Genomic DNA, 20,977 nt, shown 5'->3' on the forward strand with positions numbered 1-20,977 from the left:
AATATACTTTCTGGTTAAAGAAAACAAATATGAATATCAAAAAAATATATTGTACAGTACTTATCCTGTTTTTTTGTGCAATTCAGACAAAAGCACAGGAAGTTCTTACTATTGAACAAGCTATGACCATAGCTTTGGAAAATAATTTTGAGATTAAAATAGCAAAAAACAATTCCAAAATAAACGAAACAAACGTTACCATTGGAAATGCAGGAATGCTGCCAACTGCAACTGCCTCTATTGTTGATAACAATAACCTTACAAATTCAACACAAGTGCGTCAGGATGGTACATCAACGACATTGAATAATGCTAAAAACAATAGCTTAAATTACGGCGTTAGTTTAGGATGGACTGTTTTTGACGGAATGAAAATGTTTGCCAAACTAGACCAATTAAAAGAGCTTCAAAAATTGGGCGATGCAGAACTTAAAAGAACGATTTTGCTTAAAATTGCTCAGGTAAATTCTGCTTATTATGATTTAGTATTACAACAGCAGCAATTGGCCGCATTAGATACTACAATCGTAATTTCGAACCAGCGTCTGACTTTGGCTAAAAACCGTTTCAGTATCGGAAAGGCTTCAAAATTAGAGGTTTTAAATGCTCAAGTAGATTTAAATTCAGATCAAGTGGCTTTGTTAAGACAAAAGGAGTCTTATGCTAATGGCAAAATTTTATTGAACCAATATTTAGCGCGCGATCCAAAAATTGATTTCAAGGTTACAAATGAAGTAAAAGTAGACAATAAATTAGTTTTGGCTGATTTAATGGATTTGGCTCAAAAACAAAATCCAGGTTTAGAAGCGCAGGTAATCAATAAACGTATAGCCGAATTACAGCTCAAACAAGTAAAAGCAGACCGTTATCCTACTTTAAGATTAACTTCGGGATATAATTTCTCTGAAAGCCAATCTAGTTTAGGTTTTACCAGCGAAACGTCTTCAAAAGGTTTAAATTATGGTTTTAATGCTTCTATGAACATATTTGATGGTTTTAATCAGCATCGAAATGAAAAAGTAGCCAAATTACAGATAGAGAATTCGCAAATTGCCATAGAACAGCAAAACACGATTTTAAATACGCAATTAAGCACTGCTTTTCAAACGTATTTAACCAATTTGGAATTGATTGGTTTAGAAGAAAACAATGAAGCTATTGCCAGACAGAATTTAGAAATCACATTAGACAAATTTAAAATTGGAACTATTACAACACTCGATTTTAGAACTGCTCAGTTAAATTATGTCAATGCAAAAGTGCGTTACAGCAATGCGCAATACGAAGCAAAATTATCTGAAATTGCCTTAAAAGAATTAGCGGGAAATATTAATTTTTAATTTCCCTTTTAAAAGTCAAATATTATCTGCCAAATCTGCAAAATCTGCGAGCTATTTTTCTCTAGCAGATTTTGCAGATTCGGCAGATTTTTTTTTTAATAAGTGCAAAGTATTACAAAGCCTTGTTCAAGAAAACATTCTGTTTTTATAATCTCAAATTATCTATATTTCTTGGGACTAAATATTTTTCTTTTTTACACACAGCAGAATATTTTTTTAATTTAAATTTGTTTTAAAACATTCTTCAATGATTACATACAATACTAAAGACTGGTTCACCTTTATTTTTCATTTTCATAAATCGGATACCGTTCGAAAACTGTTTACGATTATGATTGCAATTGGAATATATGCCACTATTGTATGTTATCTCGAACTTCAGTATTTTAAGGTAACCAAAAACGATTATATTCATAACATTCCAATGATGCACGGAATGCTTGGTTTTGTAATTTCGCTTTTGCTTGTTTTTAGAACCAATACCGCTTACGACAGATGGTGGGAAGGCCGAAAACTTTGGGGCGGACTTGTAAATAACAGCCGTAATCTAGCTATAAAACTTTCAGCAATTTTAAAAGACGAGAATGACAGAAAGTTTTTTAGAAAATTTATTCCGATGTATGCTGAAATTCTAAATATCCATTTAAAAGACGAAGAAACCAGCAAACAACTTTTTGAGGATGTTGATTTGGAAATTGACCATCACAAACACAAACCAAATCAGTTAAAAAGAATAATGTATCATAAAATCAACGATTTGTATGATGCAGGAAAAATATCGGGAGAACAGTTAATTACGTTAAATGACGAATTAGTTGCTTTTACAGATATCTGTGGAGCTTGCGAGCGTATTAAAAACACACCTATTCCCTACTCTTACAGTGCTTTTATAAAGAAATTCATCTTCTTTTATACGATGACACTCCCGTTTGGATATTCTGTAAGCTTAGGTTATCTCGTTGCGCCTGTGGTGGTTTTTATCTTTTATGTATTGGCAAGTTTAGAGCTTATCGCCGAAGAAATTGAAGATCCGTTTGGAAATGACGAAAATGATCTTCCAACAAGAAAAATTTCCGAAAATATCAAAAAACACGTTGAAGAACTGATTTAACAAAACGTTAAATCTGCCGTTTATATTCTTATTTTCATTAAATTTAAAGTCTTCACCAAAAAAGTAAATTTAATGAACAACCAACGATTTTTAGTCAATCCGCTCCAATTATCGCAAGAAAAATCATTAAAGACTCTTGTCGAAAACAGAACTATTTACAATCTGAATCATTGTGAATTAAATTTGTTTGAAACCTACGAATCGACTAAAATGGTTCCGTTAAAATTTAACGACTTAGTGGTGACCAGCATGCTAAGAGGCAAAAAAGTCATGCATCTTTTTGATGATCCTGAATTTGAATATCTGCCTGGAGAAACTGTTATTGTTCCTTCAAACGTAGAAATGAAAATTGACTTTCCAGAAGCCTCCAAAAGCAATCCGACTCAATGTCTGGCATTGGCTATTGATCAATCTAAGATTATAGAAATCTTAAACTTCTTAAACGAACAATATCCGAAAGAAGGAAATAACATGTACTGGCAGTTAAACTATCAGAATTATTTCTTTTACAATAATGTAGAAATGGCTGCAACGATTAATAAGCTCATCAAAGAATGCATGAGCACATCGATCACTAAAGATATTTTTGCCGATTTAACTTTAAAAGAACTGCTAATAAGGATTATTCAGACGCAGACAGTAAAATCTCTTACTGAGGGAAAATTTCTTGAAAACAATAATCCAATTACAGAGGTTACAGAATATATCAAACAGAACCTAAAAGAGAATATGAGTTTAAAAGTATTGAGCGAAAAAGCTTGTATGAGTACAACTTCTTTCTACCGCTTCTTTAAACGCGAACTCGGAATGAGTCCGATTGAATATATTTTGAATGAAAAAATAAAATGTGCCAAAAACTTATTGAAGAATCCGAGCTTACAAATCAACGAGGTCTGTTATTTGGCTGGTTTCGAAGATGCCAACTACTTCATCAGATTATTCAAAAAATATGAGGGAATAACACCAAAGCAGTATCAGTTACTTTATATAAATTAAAGGCACTAAGGTGCTAAGTTACTAAGGTTCTAAGTTTTTCAACTTGAAACGTGAAACTTGAAACTTGAAACTTCAAACTTGAAACTTGAAACTTGAAACTTGAAACTTGAAACAAAAAAACTCATTCAATTCTTGTGATCGGTTCTAAATCCTTTTCTTCTTCTGGAGTGAAAATTCTATATTCTATTTGAAAAGTCTTTTTTAATGGAGTTTCTAAAGAAAAACCTCCTACTCCAAATGCGTCAATAACAGTAAGAGTAAAATGAGCATGTTTCCAGTATTCAAATAAATCTTTGTCTACCCAAAATTCAACATCTTCGACCTTACCAATACAAACATCTCCAGTTCGCTGATAATAACCTCCTTTTTCAAAACACTGCGGTTGTGTACCTTCGCAACATCCTCCAGCCTGATAAAACATTAAATCACCGTGTTTTTCTTTTAGAATATTAATCAATTCGACTGCTTTTTCTGTGGCATCAATTCGTTTAATCATCGCTATAAAAATTAAAAAAAGCAGTAAATTCAATTAAGATTTTACTGCTTTAACATAACCAACTATTTAGGACTGTGCTATATCTAGCACAATTCTTCCTTCTATTTCACCTTTTTTCATTTTATCAAAAACGGTGTTTACATCTTCTAATTTTGAAGTTGTTACTGTTGCTTTGACTTTGCCATCAACAGCAAATTCAATTGCTTCCTTCATATCTTTTCGAGTTCCTACAATAGACCCTCTAATGGTGATTCTATTTAAAACAGTATCGAAAATAGACAAATCAAAATTGCCTGGAGGAAGTCCGTTTAATGCCATTGTACCTTTTCTTCTCAATGTCTCAAGCCCTTGTTTGAAAGCAATTGGAGAAACTGCGGTAACCAATGCCCCATGCATTCCACCGACCTCTTTCTTTAAGAATTCTCCAGGATTTTGATTTTTAGCATTCACTACCAAATCGGCGCCTAATTTTTTTGCCAGTTCCAATTTATCATCTCCAATATCAATTGCAGCCACATTCATTCCCATAGCTTTTGCATATTGTACAGCAACGTGCCCCAAACCTCCAATTCCAGAAATTGCTACCCATTCGCCAGGTTTCACCTCAGTTTCTTTTAATCCTTTATAAACCGTAACACCAGCACATAAAATCGGAGCCATTTCAATAAAATTCACATTTGAAGGCAAAATTCCAACATATCTGGCATCTGCAATTACATACTCTGCAAATCCGCCATCTACACTGTAACCTCCATTCTGCTGACTTTCGCATAATGTTTCCCAGCCCGTAATGCAATGATCACAGCCACCGCAGGCACTGTAAAGCCAAGGCACACCAACAGCGTCTCCCTCTTTTACATTTTTCACCTCTGGTCCTACTGCAACAACATATCCGACAGCTTCATGTCCTGGAATTAAAGGCATTTTAGGTTTAACTGGCCAATCCCCATCTACAGCATGTAAATCGGTGTGGCACACTCCACTTGCAATTACTTTTACAAGAATTTCATTTCTACCTGGGCGTTTTACTTCAACTTCTTCAATTTGTAGAAGAGAACCAAATTCTCTAACGACCGCAGCTTTCATTGTTTTTGGAAGCATAATTCTATGGTTTTAAGAGAATAGAAAACTTTTTTAGCTTTCTATTCTCAAGTTTATATTCTCTTAGAAGAAACCTAATTTCTTTTTATCGTAAGAAATCAGCATATTTTTGGTTTGGCGATACTGGCTCAGCATCATTTTATGATTTTCACGGCCTATTCCAGATTGTTTGTAGCCTCCAAACGGAGCTCCTGCAGGATAAGAATGGTATTGATTAATCCAAACACGACCAGACTGAATCGCTCTTGGAACCTGATAGATTTCATGTGCATCACGTGTCCAAACACCAGCTCCTAAACCATACATGGTATCATTTGCAATTTCGATCGCCTCTTCAGTAGTTTTAAAAGTCGTAACCGCCAAAACAGGCCCGAAAATCTCTTCTTGAAAAATTCTCATTTTGTTGTGACCTTTAAATAAAGTTGGTTTGATGTAATAACCACCTTCTAAATCGCCTCCAAGTTTATTTTCATCACCTCCAGTCAATAATTCTGCTCCTTCTTCTTTTCCTAATTTGATATAAGACATGATTTTTTCTTTCTGAACAATCGAAGTCTGAGCACCAATCATAGTAGATTTATCTAACGGATTTCCAGCAATAATGGCTTCTGTTCTTTCAATTACTTTTTTGATAAACTTATCGTAAATATCTTCGTGAATTAATAATCTTGAAGGACAAGTACAAATTTCACCTTGATTTAAAGCAAATAATACAGCACCTTCTACGGCTTTGTCAAAGAAATCATCATCGTGATCTGCTACTGATGGGAAGAAAATATTTGGAGATTTTCCGCCTAATTCTAAAGTAACCGGAATAATGTTTTCTGTAGCGTACTGCATTACCAAACGTCCTGTAGTGGTAGAACCTGTAAATGCTGCTTTCGATACCTTTTTATTAGTTACTAACGGACGACCTAATTCAGCACCAAATCCGTTTACAATATTCAGAACTCCAGGAGGAAGAATATCTCCAATTAATTCCATTAAAACCATAATAGATATTGGCGTGCTTTCTGCTGGTTTCAAAACAATTGTATTTCCTGCAGCAAGAGCTGGAGCAATTTTCCAAACTGCCATTAAAATTGGAAAATTCCACGGAATAATCTGCGCCACAACCCCTAGAGGTTCGCTTAACGCAATAGAAACCGTCTGCGAATCTAATTCTGCTATCGAACTTTCTTCTGCACGAATAACTCCAGCAAAATATCTAAAGTGATCAATTGCTAACGGAATATCGGCTGCAAGTGTTTCACGAATTGGTTTTCCGTTGTCAACCGTTTCAACTGCAGCGATATATTCTAAATTGTCTTCAATTTTTTGTGCAATCTTATTTAGTAAAATACTCCTTTCGGTTACAGAAGTTTTTCCCCAAGTTTTAAATGCTTCATAAGCAGTATCTACAGCCAACTCGAGATCTTCTTTTCCAGAATGTGCTGCTTTTGTAAATACTTTTCCATCAATAGGAGAAACTACATCAAAGTATTCTCCTGTAACTGGCGCTACAAATTTTCCGCCAATATAGTTATCGTATTTTGCCTTAAATTCAGGTCTTTTTACTGCGGTGCTCATAATATTCTTTTTTTGATTTACTCCAAATTTAGTTTCATAAAAAGAAACAGAATAGCATTATTCATTCATCTTGTAGCACAAAAATTACACATTCGTTTTTTTTGCTCTTTTATAATAATCATTTATCAAAATTTCAATCCATAAATTGCTAAATAATTAGAAAGCAGCATTTTTCGGTCAATTAAAAACAACTAGAAAAAACTACTCAATTTTTTCCTACTCCAACGCGCAATCCTTATATTTGTAACCTCATACAAAGAATTAAAGAACTACAATGAAAATATCTTACAACTGGTTAAAACAATTTATTAAAACAGATTGGACATCTGAGCAGACTTCTGAATTACTAACAGATTTAGGTTTAGAGGTTGAAGTTGTCGAAAAATACGAATCAATAAAAGGAGGTTTAGCAGGCGTTGTTGTTGGACACGTGCTAACATGCGAAAAACATCCTGATGCTGATAGGTTGAAAGTTACTACCGTTAATATTGGTTTAGAAGCTCCTGTACAAATTGTATGCGGTGCTGCAAATGTGGCTGCAGGACAAAAAGTTCCAGTTGCAACAATTGGAACCGTTTTATACGATAAAGAAGGTGCAGAATTTACCATTAAAAAAGGAAAAATCCGAGGACAGGAAAGTCACGGAATGATCTGTGCTGAAGACGAATTAGGTTTAGGTACAAGTCATGACGGAATTATGGTTTTGGCTGAGGATTTAGTTCCTGGAACTCCTGCTTCTGAAGTTTTTCAAATTGCAAATGATGAAGTTTTCGAAATTGGATTGACACCTAATCGTGCCGATGCAATGAGCCATTTTGGAACTGCGCGCGATTTAAGAGCGGGAATGTTGCAGCGTGGCGTAAACATAGAATTGATTACACCTTCTGTAAGCAATTTTAGAGTTGACATGCGTACGCTTAAAATTGATGTAAATGTTGAAGATACTCATTTAGCTCCAAGATATTGTGGTGTAACTATTTCTGGAATTTCTGTACATGAATCTCCAAGCTGGTTACAAGACCGTTTAAAAGCTATCGGATTAACTCCAAAAAATAATATTGTTGACGTTACTAATTATGTTCTTCATGAATTAGGACAGCCTTTACATGCTTTTGACGCTGCCAAAATCAACGGAAAAATTATTGTAAAAACAGCTGCTGAAGGAACTAAATTTGTTACTCTTGATGACGTTGAAAGAACACTTCACAAAGAAGATTTAATGATTTGTGATGAAAAAGGTCCGCTTTGTATTGCTGGAGTTTTTGGAGGTAAAAAATCTGGCGTTTCTGAAGGAACAACATCTATTTTCTTAGAAAGTGCTTATTTTGATCCTGTAAGCATTCGTAAAACAGCAAAAAGACACCAATTAAGCACTGATGCTTCTTTTAGATTTGAAAGAGGAATTGATCCAACGATTACAGAATACGCTTTAAAACGTGCGGCACTTTTAATTCAGGAAGTTGCTGGCGGAAAAATCACTTCTGATGTTGTAGAAGTTTATCCTAAAAAAGTGGAAGATTTTTCTGTTTTATTGAATTTTAGCCATGTATCTAAAATTATCGGACAGGAAATTCCAAAAGATACGATCAAAAAAATCTTGGTTTCTTTAGACATTAAAGTAAATAGCGTTTCTGATACTGGTTTAGGCTTAACAATTCCAGCATATCGTGTAGACGTTCAGCGCGAAATTGACGTAATCGAAGAAATCTTGAGAGTTTATGGTTATAACAACATTAATTTCTCTAAGAAATTTAATGCTACTGTAGCAAATTCACCAAGAACAGAAGATTACAAAGTACAAAACGTAATTGCTTCTCAGTTGAATTCACAAGGTTTCCACGAAATGATGGCTAACTCATTGACAACTGCAGCGTATGCAAAATTATCGACTTCATTAAAAGAAGAACATAATGTATCGATGCTGAATCCGTTGAGTAGTGATTTAGCGACACTTCGCCAGTCTTTATTGTTTTCTGGATTAGAAGCTGTTTCTTATAATATCAATAGAAAAAATTCGGATTTAAAATTATTTGAATTCGGAAAAACATATCACAAGTATTTAAACGGATATGAAGAGCACAAACACCTTTCTTTATTAGTTTCTGGAAATAGAAACAAAGAAAGCTGGACAAGTCCGCAAAAAACAACAGATTTCTTCTTGTTGAAAGGATATGTAAAAGCTATTTTATCTCGTTTGGGAATTGAAAAAATTTCGAATGCACCAGTTCAATCTGATATTTATTCTGAAGGAACAGCAATTACATACAACAATGATATTTTGGTTGAAATGGGCGTTATTAAAAAGCCAATTTTAAAGCATTTCGGTATTAAACAAGATGTATATTATGCTGATTTTAACTGGGATTTGGTTTTAAAAATCATTACTGGAAAAATTAAATACACTGAAATTCCTAAATATCCAGAAGTACGTAGAGATTTGGCTTTATTAATTGATCAAAGCACGACTTACGAAAGTATCTTCAACTTGGCAAAACAAACAGAGAAAACGCTCTTAAAAGACGTTAACTTATTTGATGTTTACCAAGGTGATAAATTACCAGAAGGAAAAAAATCGTACGCATTGAGTTTTACTATTCAAGACAATACTAAAACTTTAACCGATACTCAGATTGACAAAATCATGTCTAAATTACAGCAGACTTTTGAAACGGAGCTTGGCGCTAGTTTGAGATAAGATCTGATTATATTAATATACAAACCCGACTTGTTTTAAAAAAAACTTGTCGGGTTTTGTTTTTTGCTTTTTGTTTCAAGTTTCAAGTTGATAAACTTTGAGTATAGTTTTACCGCAAAGAGCGCAAAGATTTTTCGCAAAGATTCGCAAAGTTTTTATTCTTCAAGCTTTGCGAACTTTTCTATGCTCTGCTACAGTTTGCATAAAAAAACCTTGCGCTCTTTGCGGTTAAAAAAACTTGAAACCTGAAACTTGAAACTTGAAACTTGAAACTTTCCTTCACCTAGAATATTTCTGATACGCTCTCATCAACTTTTCATCGTATTTATTGGTTTTGTAAGCTGGTCCGTTATATTTTAAAGCAAATGAAGCCCAGTTTTTATTTCGCAGCAATCCAATCAGATTATTCTTTTCTAGAAACAAACCGAAAGCTTTTAAATGCTCACCTTCATTCTTATTCATTTTTTCTACATATTCATCAACACTACTGTAACCGATAGAAACTGCATTAAAACCCATAATCTGAAAAAGTCCCCAAGAAGCCGAACTATTTGCTGCATCTGTGAATTTTTTATCTGTACCAAGATTTTTTGCCTTTTCTAAACGTACATATTCGGCTGTTCCACCAACGTAGTACTTTTTCGTATAATTTTCAAATAAAATATCCTGTGTATTCGCATTGATATAAATTCTTGGATTGATACCTCTTTTTTCAAGTTCTCGCCAGAAAATATGCCCTTCAAATAAAATCTTCGGACGACCATCGATCAAAAAACCTTTTCCGTTACTTTCGACTTCGTTTACTGCTTTTACAACTGCGAGTTCTAAATTAAACTGATTTGAAAAATCAATCAAATCCTGCTCTGACAATAATTTACTGTTTGCCGAAAAGCCATTGCTGTTTTTCTCTAAAAGTGCCGACCATGTTTTTAGTCCCACTACTCCATCAACCACAAGACTGTTTTTTAACTGAAAATCCTTGATCGCTTTATCTGTTTCTGTCCCGAAATAATCGGAAACAATTACACTGTAATTTAATTTGGACAAAAGCTCGTTTAAGTAATAAACTTCGGGAGATTTTGTGCCTGCTTTTATGGTTCTCATTATTTTTTATTTATGGTGAGAATTGATGTTTTGGAAAAATCAAAAACATCGTTTTTAGAACCTGTGAGATTATCATTTTTGTCAAAATAATTAACTTTATATGAAATCAGTGTCGTATTGTTCAATGTGTTTTTCATAATAAAATTGAACAATATAGGTGTCGAGAATTCAGATTTTAAGCGTTCGATTGCAAATTTACTTCCCGTTTCCTGAACTGTTAATTCAACCGTAATCCTTGTCGTTGCAGCTGTCTGGCTTTTAATCTGAACTTGAACGTACCTATTATAAGAAGTTGATTGCGAAACGATCTGGCTAAACTCAGAACTGATATTTTCGATATTTTCAAAATCAAAAAATACATTTTTTAATTCGCCCGAAGAACTTGGGTTCAATGCCGTAAAATCAAGAAATTTAGTATCGTTACTTACTAGCTGCGGATAATTTTTAAAAAAAACACTGTTCAGATACGTTGCATTTTGATTGTAAAGCAGTAAAATAGAATTGAGCTTGCAGTTTGAAATAGACTGATTATTGATTTGAATTTTCTTCATCGGATTATCAATCAAACTTTCGACAATTTCTCCAATAGTTTCTTCAAGATTTAGTTCGATTACGCTCGTATCTTTTATTTCTTTGTATTTAAAGTTGATATTAGCATATTGTGAAATTGTATTGTTTAACGCATTGATTAGAATACTGGCTTCCGATAAATTTTCAGTTGAGAGATCAAAAATGTAATGTTTCCCATCTGCCGTAATCGATGCTTGTTGAAGAAAATAGTTTCCATTTACCTCAAATTCAGCTCCAACATCGTTAGGAAATAGAAACTGAACCTTATCAAAATAATCGGCTGCATCACCATCAATAAAATTGTTCTGCAATAAGGCAATTTTCAGCTTCGCAAGATCATAATTGGAAAGATTCGGACGAACAGCAAATTGAAAAGAGATCTTCGAAATTTCTTCGGATGTATCAGTGCCTTCTTCGTATGCATGAAAAATAGTCGTCACACAAGGCCTCATATTATCTAAATCTTTAGAGAGGCTGTAAATTTTAGAAATCAATAAAAATGTATTAGGCTGTACCATTGATTTATAAATCGACAATTGGCTAAAGTTATATCCTGAAACGAATATCTGTTTAAACTCCGAAAAATCTTCATTTAAATTAAAAGGATTATTAAAAAACGGGCCTTCGTTATTCCAGTATAAACTTGTCTGAGCATTGGGTACGCGCGGATAATTTACCGTTTTATTGATTTTAAGAAGAAAAGTGCTTTTTACATATTCTTCTTGAACCTCGGCTTGTATATCATTATCTCTTCTAATTCCAGAGATTACCATTTTTGGCGCTACCGTTCCCGTTCTCGTAGTTTTTACCATTAACGGACTTGATATAAGCGTTGCTTTTGGCTGTAAAGTTGTTTTGGCTGTTACGTCAGTCTTAGTGATAATTGGGTTTCTTAAAACCGCTATATCTTTCGCAAACAAAAAATTACGTTTTACCTTAGAATATCCTTTAAAGTCAAAAAACAAATCAACATCGCACATTAAATCGCTTATTTTTGAAACTAAATTCGAAAAGGCAATTTTTACAGCTTCATCAATTAAATCAAACTGAATTTCCTGAGTGGCAGTATTTACAGTTCCGTTAACTCTAACAATATCATTTTTTACTTTTAAATTTAAAACGGCCTGTCTAAAATTTAAATCGATACTTTTCTCATTGGTCTGCAACGGTCTATTTTTAATGCTGTATTTTAAAGTAACTCTTCCCATAAATCCGCCTTCATCTGCAGATTTGCCAGGCACTTCTTCATAATAAAACAGCGTTCCATTGTTAGGCTCTACTTCTACTTGAGGAAAAAATAAGGTAATTTCATTTTTAAAATAATCCTTAAAGGAATCATTCTCTGTAATAGCCTTATCTCCTTCTATTAGAGGAAAATAATTTTCAATAATTGGCAAAACTAAAATCGGCTGAATATCTATAGAATGAATAATCGGATGCTCGATTACTTTGAATTCAGCATTATTTAAAAGTGTCGCAGTTGCAAATGCAGTACTGGGTTTGGCAGGCTCGAGATTGAATCGGTTTACAGGAACCAATTTGGTTCCGCTGAGCTTAAATGTATTTAAATCTGGCATGACGTTTAGGTTTAAGTGATGAGTTAAGAAACAAAAGGGACATTACGTCCCTTTTGCAAAATGTCTCAAAAAAATTATTCCATAAATGGAGCTCTGATTTTCTCGATATCGGCATTTTGAGCGTCTGTTCCTGTTGGAATTTCAAACAAAACATCGCCTTCCTGATAATCAAGTTTGATGTAATCTGTTGAAACAGAAACTTTTTTAGATTTCTTGCCAATTTTACCGTTGCAAGTATATTTTACTTTATACTCTGTCGGTTTCACCGTATAATCGGCCTCATACCAAGCTCTGTAAGGAATGGCATCTTCAAAATTATCAACTGTAAATTTGTACTTCTTAGAAGACATTTTATCTGCTTTTAAAGTTACTTCGAGAGTATCGCAATCATAAAGCGCTTCTGTAGAAAGCGTATAATTGATCATGTTCTGAATCGGAAGCGGAACGAATATTTTAGTTCCTTCAAATTCATATTCTCTAGTTGTATCTTTTAATTTGATTCTCTTGTCTTTTTCGTACATTACTTCTTGTCTTACTTTAACCTTAGAAGAACCGTTGTTTTTTACAAAATCAAATACAAAAGCATTTTTTTCTTTAGATTTATCATTCCACGTTGCAGGGAAAATTGCATCGATTTCTTTACCAGATCTGCTGACATTTTTCACATACGGAGTTCCTTCTGGCGCAATCATTCTGCCTGAACTTTTCCAGATTATTTTACCTTTAGAATCTGGATATCCCACTTCGATAGAAACTTGACTCACCGGATTATCATTCACAATATCACTGTCTTTATCCAATTTAACTAAACCTCCATTTAAAGATGCAATTACCTGCACTTTTGAGAAATCTTCATCCAATTGAATTTCGGTAATGTAGTTTTTCAAATCTGCTTTTGCTTCTGCGCCAGATTTTAAAGTTAAAGGTGTTAGGTTTCCACTGATTTTTGAATCTAAAACCTCGACCGCAGAAAATTTGATTTCGTCTGCAAAGTCAACTTTTCTAACTTGGCTACCGTGTTTTAAACTTACTCCCACGCTTGCACCACCAAAAAGTATCCTGAAAAGTCCGCCTGACTTTTCTGGAGCTGATGCAGGTGTAAATTGTTTATCTGCTACATCAAAAATTTGTTTCTGCAACAATTGAAAAGCAAAATCTCTTTGTTTGGTAAAAAGCGCTTCTTCTACTTTTTTTCTTTCTTCATTAGAGAACTGATTATCAGTAATAATTTCGCTTACGATACCGCCTTCGGTTACAATTTTCTCATATTCACTTTCCCAGTCCACATTAACAAATCCTACACTTACATTTGCTTTTGCCGAAAAATAACTATGCACTTTTTGCGCCTTAACTTCTGTTCTGATAGTTGTTGTGGGCATGTAGCCTTTGTATTTAATTTTGTTTTCGACTACGAGATTATTAGAACCAGATTCTAATGCATTTTTCACCAATGATGCGCTGTTACGCCCCATAAGCACAGAAAGCGCGTTATCTCCTAATCCAAATGTAGTTCCTGCTCCTTCGCCCTGAATATTAAATGTCCAAGGATTTGCTCCACCAAAAGGATTGTTTGGGGATTTTTCGCCCACTACGTGCATTGTTATCGTATTCTCTGTTAACTGAATAGGTCTAACATTGGTTTCATTAAAATCGCGATCGACACCTTTTAGGAAAGAAAACAATCCAAACAGTTTTGATTGTCTCTGATTATTGTAACTGGTATGTAATTTTGTTTTTAATTTATCGATTGCTTTTTTCAATAATGCTTCAGGCAAATCTATTGTACTAGTTAAAGTAGTATATGCCCCTGCTTCTTCTTCTAATCCTTCTGCGCCAATTACGGTTGAAGAATCTCCTTCTGATTTAAAAACCTGCATCGCAAATTTAAATCTTCCATCTGGGTGTTTAGCTAGACGTGGTGCTTTTGGATAATAGTAAAACTGCATTGGCAGACCGGCATCTCGTAATAACATATTATTAGGATCTGGCGAAAAAAGCACTGCATAATCTGCTCCGTCTTCTTTTTCTAAAAGAATTTCTACTGTTCCGGCTCCTGCATGAGGATAACCTAGAGGTGTTGGTTGTGACATAATTTAAAAATTTAATTGATTATTTAATAGGTTACATTTATGATTGCCTGTTTTTTACCTTAAAACTGACGATGTAAAATTCTATTTTTACAAATTATTATGTAACAGCACTTTAACCCAATTTTTTAAATATTTTTACCTAACCAAAAAAGGGTATATTTCCCCTTGCCGGAATTTTTCGTTTCAAATAATTTTGTCTTGCATAACAACTCAAAAAGCTGTTAACTAAACATTTAACCAATTAATCAATAATAAACTATGAAAAATCAACCCGCAAAACCAAGTCAGTTGATCACAAAAGAATTTGCTAGACAATTAAATGTGAATTACAACAATAAAAAAGCTTCGCTAACAGCAAAAAAAGCAGAAAAAGAAGATGCGAATGCTATCTGGTATTCTCTAGAAGAATTGGAAAATTATATTCATTATATCAAAACTAATGGAGCGAAAGACGGTTATGATGTAGACGGCATCCGTTTTTATTTTGGGGTATATCCAGACGACGACGCACATGGAGAAAAAGCAGGATTGACCACCTTATTTTTGGTACCTACAGGCAAAAAAACACAAAACAAAAGCACACAAATGCAAAGTTTTGCTTTAATGCAAGAAATGTCTTCTGATATCCAGAGCCTTGAACCAATGAATTACGGAAACATCGGAAGACCTCCAAGCTTATTATACTAAAAAAATTATGTTCGAATTTTTAAGATCTTATATCATCTATATGGCTTTATTGTCAGGAACGATTGGTTTATTTGCGTTGCCAAAACTTCCTGGTAATAAAGCTAAATTTTTAGTAATTTTGATCTGGTTTTCTATTGTAATTGAAATTGTGGGCTATTACTTTACCTCATGGACGGGTTTGCTCAATTTTTACGTTTACAATTTCTACATGTTTGCCAGTCTCTCTGCCTATATCCTGTTACTAAAAGCCCTTCTTACAAAAAAAGACCACAGAAATTCGGCTGTTCTATTTTTAATTTTGTTTATGATGTCTTTTTTCTTGAACATTTTATATTTCAAAGAAGACATAAACCGTTCCTTTACCTATAGTTTTGCAATTGGTGTATTGTTAGTATTAATATTATCCTGCCTTTATCTGATTGAGATTTTTAATTCAGAAAAAATATTGAATTTTAAAAAATCGGTATTTTTCTGGTATATTCTCGGTATACTCGTTTTTCATGTTCCTTTTACACCTTTTATGCTGGCTATTAACTGTTTTCTAATCAAACAAGACGATTCTATTTTTAGTTTGGTTTTGTTTATTTTAAATTTTTTGGCGCATAGTTGTTTTATAATTGGATTTATATGGAGCGAAAAGAAATACAATTATTAGTCATTTCCCTGAGTATAGTTCTCTTTACCTTAGTTGGTGTTCTGCTTATTATTTTCTTTTATTTTCTAAAGAAGAAAAATAAATTTTTAGTAGAAAAAATGGAAGCCGATTTGTATTTCCAATCCGAATTGGTTAAAACAAGAATTGAGATAAAAGACCAGACATTATCTGAAATCAGCAAGGAATTACACGACAATATTGGCCAGATTATTTCGGTGGCTATTATGCAGCTTAACATCTGCATTAGTAGTAAAAATGTACAAATAAACGAACTTAAGGATCTAAAAGCGGTTTTAGCAAAATCCTTAGACGAATTAAGAATTCTTTCGCGAATTATAAACAAAGACAATCTTCTTCAAAACAACTTTCTCGAAGCTATTCAGCAGGATTTAGAAAGGATCAAGAAACTTAAAAAGATTAAATTCAATTTTAATCAAATCGGGCCAGTTCCAGCCATAAATAAGGAGCATGAACTCATTATCTATAGAATTTTCCAAGAAGCGCTTCATAACAGCTTAAAACACTCCAGGAGCGATTTGTTTGATGTTCATATTGAAACTACCGATTCTCATTTCATTTTAAAATTAAAAGATTTCGGAATTGGTTACGATCTTAAGAAGTCAAATTCAGGAATCGGATTGAATAACATGAAATTAAGGGCAAAACTTATTGGTGCAGCGTTAATCCTTGATTCAGACAGCACCGGAACCAGTGTAACTATCGAATATCCTTTAACCCAAGACCATGAAGACTAACGCTAAAAGAAAAATAATAATTGTAGACGACCATTTGCTCTTTTCGCAGTCGCTTGAATTGCTGATTAAGAGTTTTGGCGATTATGAAGTGATAGAACGTTTTGAAAACGGAAAAGTTTTTATAGACTATCTTGAAGAAAATAATTCTACCGAAATTGATCTTATTCTGCTAGATGTCAATATGCCTGTTCTGGACGGTTTAAGCACCATGAAATGGCTCAAAGACAACAGACCCGACCTTAAAGTAATTGCTTTGTCTGTAAATGATGATGAAGAAATTATCATAAAAATGATTACAAACGGAGCAAAAGGCTATCTACTTAAAGACACTTCGCCCGAGATTTTTAAAGAAGCTATTGAATGTGTTGTCGAAAAGGGTTTTTATTTCACCGAACTTGTTTCTGGAATGCTGATCAACAAAGTCAACAGCGATAATAAAAGAATCTCTTTAAAAGAAAAAGAAATTGTTTTTATTAAACATGCCTGCACCGAAATGACATACAAAGAAATTGCATCAGAAATGTGCTTAAGTCCAAAAACCATCGACGGCTACAGAGAATCGCTTTTTGATAAATTGGAAATAAAAACCCGAATCGGACTAGTGCTTTATGCCATTAAGCATAAAATTGTTTTTGTTTAATAAGTTAAAGCTGCAAAAACAGGATATGCTGCAATTTTTTCTCTTCCGTTCAAAAAAGTCAGCTCCATCAGGAAATTGCATTGCACAATTTCTCCACCTAATTTCTCCACCAATTCACAAACTGCTTTTGCGGTTCCTCCAGTAGCCAGAACATCATCATGAATTAAAACACGATCTCCTTTTTTAATAGCATCGGTATGCATTTCTAAGCTATCTGTTCCATATTCCAACTCGTATGAAGCAGAAATCGTATCAAACGGAAGCTTTTTTGGTTTCCTTACTGGAACAAATCCAGCGTTTAATTCCTGCGCAAGCAGCATTCCGAAGAAAAAACCACGCGATTCAGCACCAACAACTTTGTCTATTTTTTGATTTTCTAATGAATCAACCAAAATTTTTAAGCAATTTGTTCGCGCTTCTGGGTTAATTAGTAAAGGAGTTATATCTTTAAACAAAATTCCTTCTTTTGGAAATCCCTGAATATCACGTATATAATTTTCAATCTTCATTTTTTTTAAATTTTCTGTTATTTTTCTCTTGTTTATCTCACATTTATGTCTATCTTTGCACCCGCAATAAGCAATCAACAAAGCTACAAAAAAATAGCTAATTGATCAAAAAGGCCTCGTGGCGCAACTGAATAGCGCATCTGATTACGGCTCAGAAGGTTACTGGTTTGAATCCAGTCGAGGTCACAAAGCCAAATGGCGCCAATTGAAGACAATTGGCGCCATTTTTTATTAAATATGATTATTGCTCGACTGAAGCAAAAAGTTGGTTTATTCCCGATTTGCTTTTATCGAAAAACAGCTCAATGTCAATAGTATTGGTATAGCCCAAACCTTCACATGTGGGGCATATTCCATGTGGATTATTAAAGGAAAAAACATTTGAATAGCCCACAAAAGGCTCCTCAACTCTTGACAATAATAAGCACATTAAAACATTTACATCTGTTGCTGCTCCAACAGTTGAGCTGGCATTCCCCCAATCTCTTTTGATTTATGATTACAGTCACATTAAGATTATCAATTTTATCTTTATCAGCACCTCCAATATGCATTGAGCGGTTTCTCACAAAGCTGTTTTGCGTTTCATTAATCTGTCGTTGGGCTTCAGCGCCAATAGTCTCAAAAACAAGCGATGATTTGCCAGAGCCGAAAACGCCCGTAAAAACAGTTATTTTGTTTTTTAGGAATTTCTAACGAAACATTTTTGAGATTCTTTTGTCTGGCGTCTGTTATTATTATTTTACTATAATATAATTAACAAAAAAATTGATAAAATTATTACCCTGGAAAAATCAATCTTTGACTTTTTTGAAGAGATAATGTTACTTCATCTTAATATATGATTTCGAATTTCTATTAAGTGAATAAAAAGAGGTTATCACACAATTTGATGAGATAATCTGTTTTAAAGTTAAATTTTTTGTTAAATCAGATTATCGTTATTTATCATTTTATAGTGTTTTTTTATCCATTAACCTTCTATTCCAATAAATAAACTAAACCTTTTTAAACTAACTGACTTAACTGAAGATACTAACAACCCCAATCTTTACTCGCTTTGTAAGCATAGTCAGCTTAAAAAAATATCATTTTAATCAAATTTGAAAGTTTTTTAATCAAATTTAAAAGTCCGAATAGGCATACACAAATAATTTAGCTATCCCAAATCTTTAAATTAACTTAAACGGGACTGGTTGATAAATGACTAAATTAAAAATAAAAACAGCGGGATTCTATGATATCCCTCTTCTTCTGATTATAGCAGGAGGCTTACTTAATATTGATTGCTTTTTTAACCCAACCTTTGCTTCCCATTATATATTTTGTATAGTTACATTAATTTTAACAGTTTATCTCGCCATTAATAAGGGATATAAATTATCTCATCTTAAACTACCCATATTATATTTTGCTTTATGGTATTTATACATTTTATTCCATGCTACTAATAAGTTCAAATCAGATTCATTTCTATATTATATAACTACAGCTCTATTTTTATTACTTAGTGCCACCACTGTTATTAGCTCCTCTAAATTTAATTTTCCTCGATTCTTTACAGGGATTATAGCAATTTCTATATTTGAATCCTGTTGTTGCATTTTGCAATTTATGGGATTTCTTAAAAGCAAAAGTGTTTTTTTTGCAGTTACGGGCAGTTGGGCGAATCCAAATGTTACAGCCATTTTTTTGGCACTTACAACGCCGGTATTCCTGTTCTTATTGAAAGGAAAACATAAAAAAATAATATTTTCTGTCTTTTTAATAGTAGTAACTGCTTTATTATTACTCAAATGTCGCGCAGCTTTCATTGGTGTGGTTTTAGCAGCTTTAGTCTTCTATGCTTTAGAATACAAGTTTATAAGCTGGATTAAAAACAAGAAAAACAGAAAAACTGCAAAAGCTTTACTTGTTCTTGGTCTATTAATAATTATCCCAATCAGTTCCTATTTGTATAATGCAAAAAAGGCTTCGGCTGATGGCAGAAAATTTATCTGGAAACTGTCAGCTCAAATGATAACCGAAAAGCCGTTTACGGGATATGGTTATGGCTTTTTTGAAAAAGAATACAATTTATATCAGGCTAATTACATTAAAAACCGAAAAGCTACAATAGAAGAACTTGCTAATGCAGGTCCTGTAATTATGCCTCACAACGAATTACTACTAAATGCTGTTGAAGGAGGAATTATTGGACTTGTTTTAATGTTACTCTTTTTCGCTTCACTTCTGTTTACTCTTAAGAAGAGAAAAAATAAACCAATTAAGGACAAAGCTGATAATGCAAATCCAGCAAACTTAAGAGATCGTATTTATAATCTGAGCTATTCAGGTGTTGTCGCATTTATTGCCATGTCAATGGTCAATTCCAGCATCCAAATAGTCCCGATAATGTGCTTACTTATTATTTATGCGGCCATTATTTGCACCATGCTTGAACCAATACTGTTGCCATCCTATGTTTCATTTCTTACAAAAAATCAAACAGTCTACTTTTTTATTACGGCAATAATGACATCAACTGCTATTTATTTATTGCATATCGTTTTAGGCATGGCCAAAGCTGATAATTTGAATAAAAACGCTGTCCTTTTACAAAAAGAGAAACAGTATTATAAGGCATTACAAATTATGCCTAATCTGGAAAAAAACATTGGTAGTTATAGTGATTACTGGCAAAATTACGGACTCATCTACTTAGGAATGCAACAATATACCAAGGCTATAAAATGTCTGGAAGAAGCAAAAAAAAGAAGTTCCTTGCCTGAATTATACTACTGTAGTGGTTTTTGCCACTATAAACTAAAACAATACCCCAAAGCCATTAATGACTATGAAATCCTTATTGCTTTGTATCCTTCCAAATTCTTGTATCGAATGACTTTATTACAAATCTACTTGAAAAATAAAGATCTCCCGAAAGCAATTGCTTTATCAGAGGAAATCATTAAGATGAAGCCTAAAATACAGTCCGAAAAAGTAAATCGATACAAAAACATGTGCCGGGGTGTATTAAAGAAGCTCGGAGTTAAAAAAACAAATAAAAACAACCTTTATTTCAAAAACAATCACAATTAAT

General features: G+C 33.4%; 16 protein-coding genes and 1 tRNA gene. 10 read left to right on the forward strand and 7 right to left on the reverse strand.

Translation table 11 applies throughout. The annotated features are described in order from the left end of the window. Window positions 1-29: 29 nt before the first annotated feature. The 3 genes from AC5ZCW_RS01135 (at window position 30) to AC5ZCW_RS01145 (ending at window position 3,447) form a co-directional block, all read left to right on the forward strand. Entirely contained in the window at window positions 30-1,340 is a 1,311-nt protein-coding gene (locus AC5ZCW_RS01135; protein WP_496117355.1) for a TolC family protein, read from the forward strand. 247 nt (window positions 1,341-1,587) lie between these two features. After that, window positions 1,588-2,451, forward strand: a complete 864-nt coding sequence (locus tag AC5ZCW_RS01140; RefSeq protein WP_343544185.1) for a bestrophin family protein — start codon at window positions 1,588-1,590, stop codon at window positions 2,449-2,451. 72 nt (window positions 2,452-2,523) lie between these two features. Beyond that, entirely contained in the window at window positions 2,524-3,447 is a 924-nt protein-coding gene (locus tag AC5ZCW_RS01145; protein WP_496117357.1) for an AraC family transcriptional regulator, read from the forward strand. Window positions 3,448-3,568: 121 nt separating this feature from the next. Here AC5ZCW_RS01145 and AC5ZCW_RS01150 read toward each other — a convergent pair whose 3' ends face one another. The 3 genes from AC5ZCW_RS01150 to AC5ZCW_RS01160 all read right to left on the reverse strand — a co-directional run bounded on the left by AC5ZCW_RS01150 (window position 3,569) and on the right by AC5ZCW_RS01160 (window position 6,613). After that, on the reverse strand, window positions 3,569-3,943 hold the full coding sequence (locus AC5ZCW_RS01150; RefSeq protein WP_343544187.1) for a DUF779 domain-containing protein: 375 nt from the start codon (window positions 3,941-3,943) through the stop codon (window positions 3,569-3,571). 66 nt (window positions 3,944-4,009) lie between these two features. Further along, on the reverse strand, window positions 4,010-5,044 hold the full coding sequence (adhP, locus tag AC5ZCW_RS01155) for an alcohol dehydrogenase AdhP (RefSeq protein ID WP_281632516.1): 1,035 nt from the start codon (window positions 5,042-5,044) through the stop codon (window positions 4,010-4,012). Window positions 5,045-5,107: 63 nt separating this feature from the next. After that, window positions 5,108-6,613: an aldehyde dehydrogenase family protein gene (locus AC5ZCW_RS01160; protein ID WP_343544188.1), complete on the reverse strand. Its 1,506-nt coding sequence runs from the start codon at window positions 6,611-6,613 to the stop codon at window positions 5,108-5,110. Window positions 6,614-6,887: 274 nt separating this feature from the next. Between AC5ZCW_RS01160 and pheT the strand changes: the two genes are divergently transcribed. Next, a complete protein-coding gene (gene pheT / locus AC5ZCW_RS01165; RefSeq protein WP_496117359.1) occupies window positions 6,888-9,308 on the forward strand; it encodes a phenylalanine--tRNA ligase subunit beta in 2,421 nt (806 codons plus the stop codon). 279 nt (window positions 9,309-9,587) lie between these two features. Here the strand turns inward: pheT and AC5ZCW_RS01170 are convergent, their stop codons facing one another. The 3 genes from AC5ZCW_RS01170 to AC5ZCW_RS01180 form a co-directional block, all read right to left on the reverse strand. Then, window positions 9,588-10,412 carry an N-acetylmuramidase domain-containing protein gene (locus AC5ZCW_RS01170; protein WP_496117360.1) on the reverse strand — a complete coding sequence of 275 codons (825 nt, stop codon included), beginning with the start codon at window positions 10,410-10,412 and terminating at the stop codon, window positions 9,588-9,590. Further along, a complete protein-coding gene (locus AC5ZCW_RS01175) occupies window positions 10,412-12,559 on the reverse strand; it encodes a hypothetical protein (RefSeq protein ID WP_496117361.1) in 2,148 nt (715 codons plus the stop codon). Before AC5ZCW_RS01175 ends, AC5ZCW_RS01170 begins: the two co-directional genes overlap by 1 nt. Window positions 12,560-12,633: 74 nt before the next feature. Next, window positions 12,634-14,649 (reverse strand): hypothetical protein, encoded by a 2,016-nt coding sequence (locus tag AC5ZCW_RS01180; RefSeq protein ID WP_343544193.1) that lies wholly within the window; start codon window positions 14,647-14,649, stop codon window positions 12,634-12,636. Window positions 14,650-14,907: 258 nt separating this feature from the next. On the opposite strand from AC5ZCW_RS01180, the gene AC5ZCW_RS01185 reads away from it, so the two are divergent. Genes AC5ZCW_RS01185 through AC5ZCW_RS01200 form a run of 4 tightly spaced genes read left to right on the forward strand, consistent with a single transcriptional unit; the run spans window position 14,908 to window position 17,386 of the window. Then, on the forward strand, window positions 14,908-15,336 hold the full coding sequence (locus tag AC5ZCW_RS01185) for a hypothetical protein (protein ID WP_496117363.1): 429 nt from the start codon (window positions 14,908-14,910) through the stop codon (window positions 15,334-15,336). Window positions 15,337-15,343: 7 nt separating this feature from the next. Next, window positions 15,344-15,991 carry a hypothetical protein gene (locus tag AC5ZCW_RS01190; RefSeq protein ID WP_496117365.1) on the forward strand — a complete coding sequence of 216 codons (648 nt, stop codon included), beginning with the start codon at window positions 15,344-15,346 and terminating at the stop codon, window positions 15,989-15,991. After that, window positions 15,964-16,746, forward strand: a complete 783-nt coding sequence (locus tag AC5ZCW_RS01195) for a sensor histidine kinase (protein WP_343544195.1) — start codon at window positions 15,964-15,966, stop codon at window positions 16,744-16,746. Before AC5ZCW_RS01190 ends, AC5ZCW_RS01195 begins: the two co-directional genes overlap by 28 nt. Further along, window positions 16,736-17,386: a response regulator gene (locus AC5ZCW_RS01200; RefSeq protein WP_496117367.1), complete on the forward strand. Its 651-nt coding sequence runs from the start codon at window positions 16,736-16,738 to the stop codon at window positions 17,384-17,386. Before AC5ZCW_RS01195 ends, AC5ZCW_RS01200 begins: the two co-directional genes overlap by 11 nt. On the opposite strand, the gene AC5ZCW_RS01205 is transcribed toward AC5ZCW_RS01200, so the two are convergent. Further along, window positions 17,383-17,895, reverse strand: coding sequence for an adenine phosphoribosyltransferase (locus tag AC5ZCW_RS01205; RefSeq protein WP_281632506.1), 513 nt, complete (start codon window positions 17,893-17,895; stop codon window positions 17,383-17,385). The genes AC5ZCW_RS01200 and AC5ZCW_RS01205 overlap by 4 nt on opposite strands. A gap of 112 nt (window positions 17,896-18,007) precedes the next feature. Here AC5ZCW_RS01205 and AC5ZCW_RS01210 point away from each other — a divergent pair. Both AC5ZCW_RS01210 and AC5ZCW_RS01215 read left to right on the forward strand, forming a co-directional pair. After that, window positions 18,008-18,081: transfer RNA gene (locus tag AC5ZCW_RS01210), tRNA-Arg, on the forward strand. 1,017 nt (window positions 18,082-19,098) lie between these two features. Next, on the forward strand, window positions 19,099-20,976 hold the full coding sequence (locus AC5ZCW_RS01215; RefSeq protein WP_496117369.1) for an O-antigen ligase family protein: 1,878 nt from the start codon (window positions 19,099-19,101) through the stop codon (window positions 20,974-20,976). Window position 20,977: the final 1 nt, after the last annotated feature.

Source organism: Flavobacterium sp. PLA-DH12 (assembly GCF_059511845.1).

Bases quoted from the DNA above. Each gene is read 5' to 3' on its own strand.
- AC5ZCW_RS01185 (WP_496117363.1), top strand. From the start codon at position 14,908: ATGAAAAATCAACCCGCAAAACCAAGTCAGTTGATCACAAAAGAATTT.
- AC5ZCW_RS01190 (WP_496117365.1), top strand. From the start codon at position 15,344: ATGTTCGAATTTTTAAGATCTTATATCATCTATATGGCTTTATTGTCA.
- AC5ZCW_RS01175 (WP_496117361.1), bottom strand. From the start codon at position 12,559: ATGCCAGATTTAAATACATTTAAGCTCAGCGGAACCAAATTGGTTCCT.
- AC5ZCW_RS01135 (WP_496117355.1), top strand. From the start codon at position 30: ATGAATATCAAAAAAATATATTGTACAGTACTTATCCTGTTTTTTTGT.
- AC5ZCW_RS01150 (WP_343544187.1), bottom strand. From the start codon at position 3,943: ATGATTAAACGAATTGATGCCACAGAAAAAGCAGTCGAATTGATTAAT.
- AC5ZCW_RS01170 (WP_496117360.1), bottom strand. From the start codon at position 10,412: ATGAGAACCATAAAAGCAGGCACAAAATCTCCCGAAGTTTATTACTTA.
- AC5ZCW_RS01215 (WP_496117369.1), top strand. From the start codon at position 19,099: ATGACTAAATTAAAAATAAAAACAGCGGGATTCTATGATATCCCTCTT.
- AC5ZCW_RS01205 (WP_281632506.1), bottom strand. From the start codon at position 17,895: ATGAAGATTGAAAATTATATACGTGATATTCAGGGATTTCCAAAAGAA.
- AC5ZCW_RS01180 (WP_343544193.1), bottom strand. From the start codon at position 14,649: ATGTCACAACCAACACCTCTAGGTTATCCTCATGCAGGAGCCGGAACA.
- adhP (WP_281632516.1), bottom strand. From the start codon at position 5,044: ATGCTTCCAAAAACAATGAAAGCTGCGGTCGTTAGAGAATTTGGTTCT.
- AC5ZCW_RS01160 (WP_343544188.1), bottom strand. From the start codon at position 6,613: ATGAGCACCGCAGTAAAAAGACCTGAATTTAAGGCAAAATACGATAAC.
- AC5ZCW_RS01140 (WP_343544185.1), top strand. From the start codon at position 1,588: ATGATTACATACAATACTAAAGACTGGTTCACCTTTATTTTTCATTTT.
- AC5ZCW_RS01145 (WP_496117357.1), top strand. From the start codon at position 2,524: ATGAACAACCAACGATTTTTAGTCAATCCGCTCCAATTATCGCAAGAA.
- pheT (WP_496117359.1), top strand. From the start codon at position 6,888: ATGAAAATATCTTACAACTGGTTAAAACAATTTATTAAAACAGATTGG.
- AC5ZCW_RS01195 (WP_343544195.1), top strand. From the start codon at position 15,964: ATGGAGCGAAAAGAAATACAATTATTAGTCATTTCCCTGAGTATAGTT.
- AC5ZCW_RS01200 (WP_496117367.1), top strand. From the start codon at position 16,736: ATGAAGACTAACGCTAAAAGAAAAATAATAATTGTAGACGACCATTTG.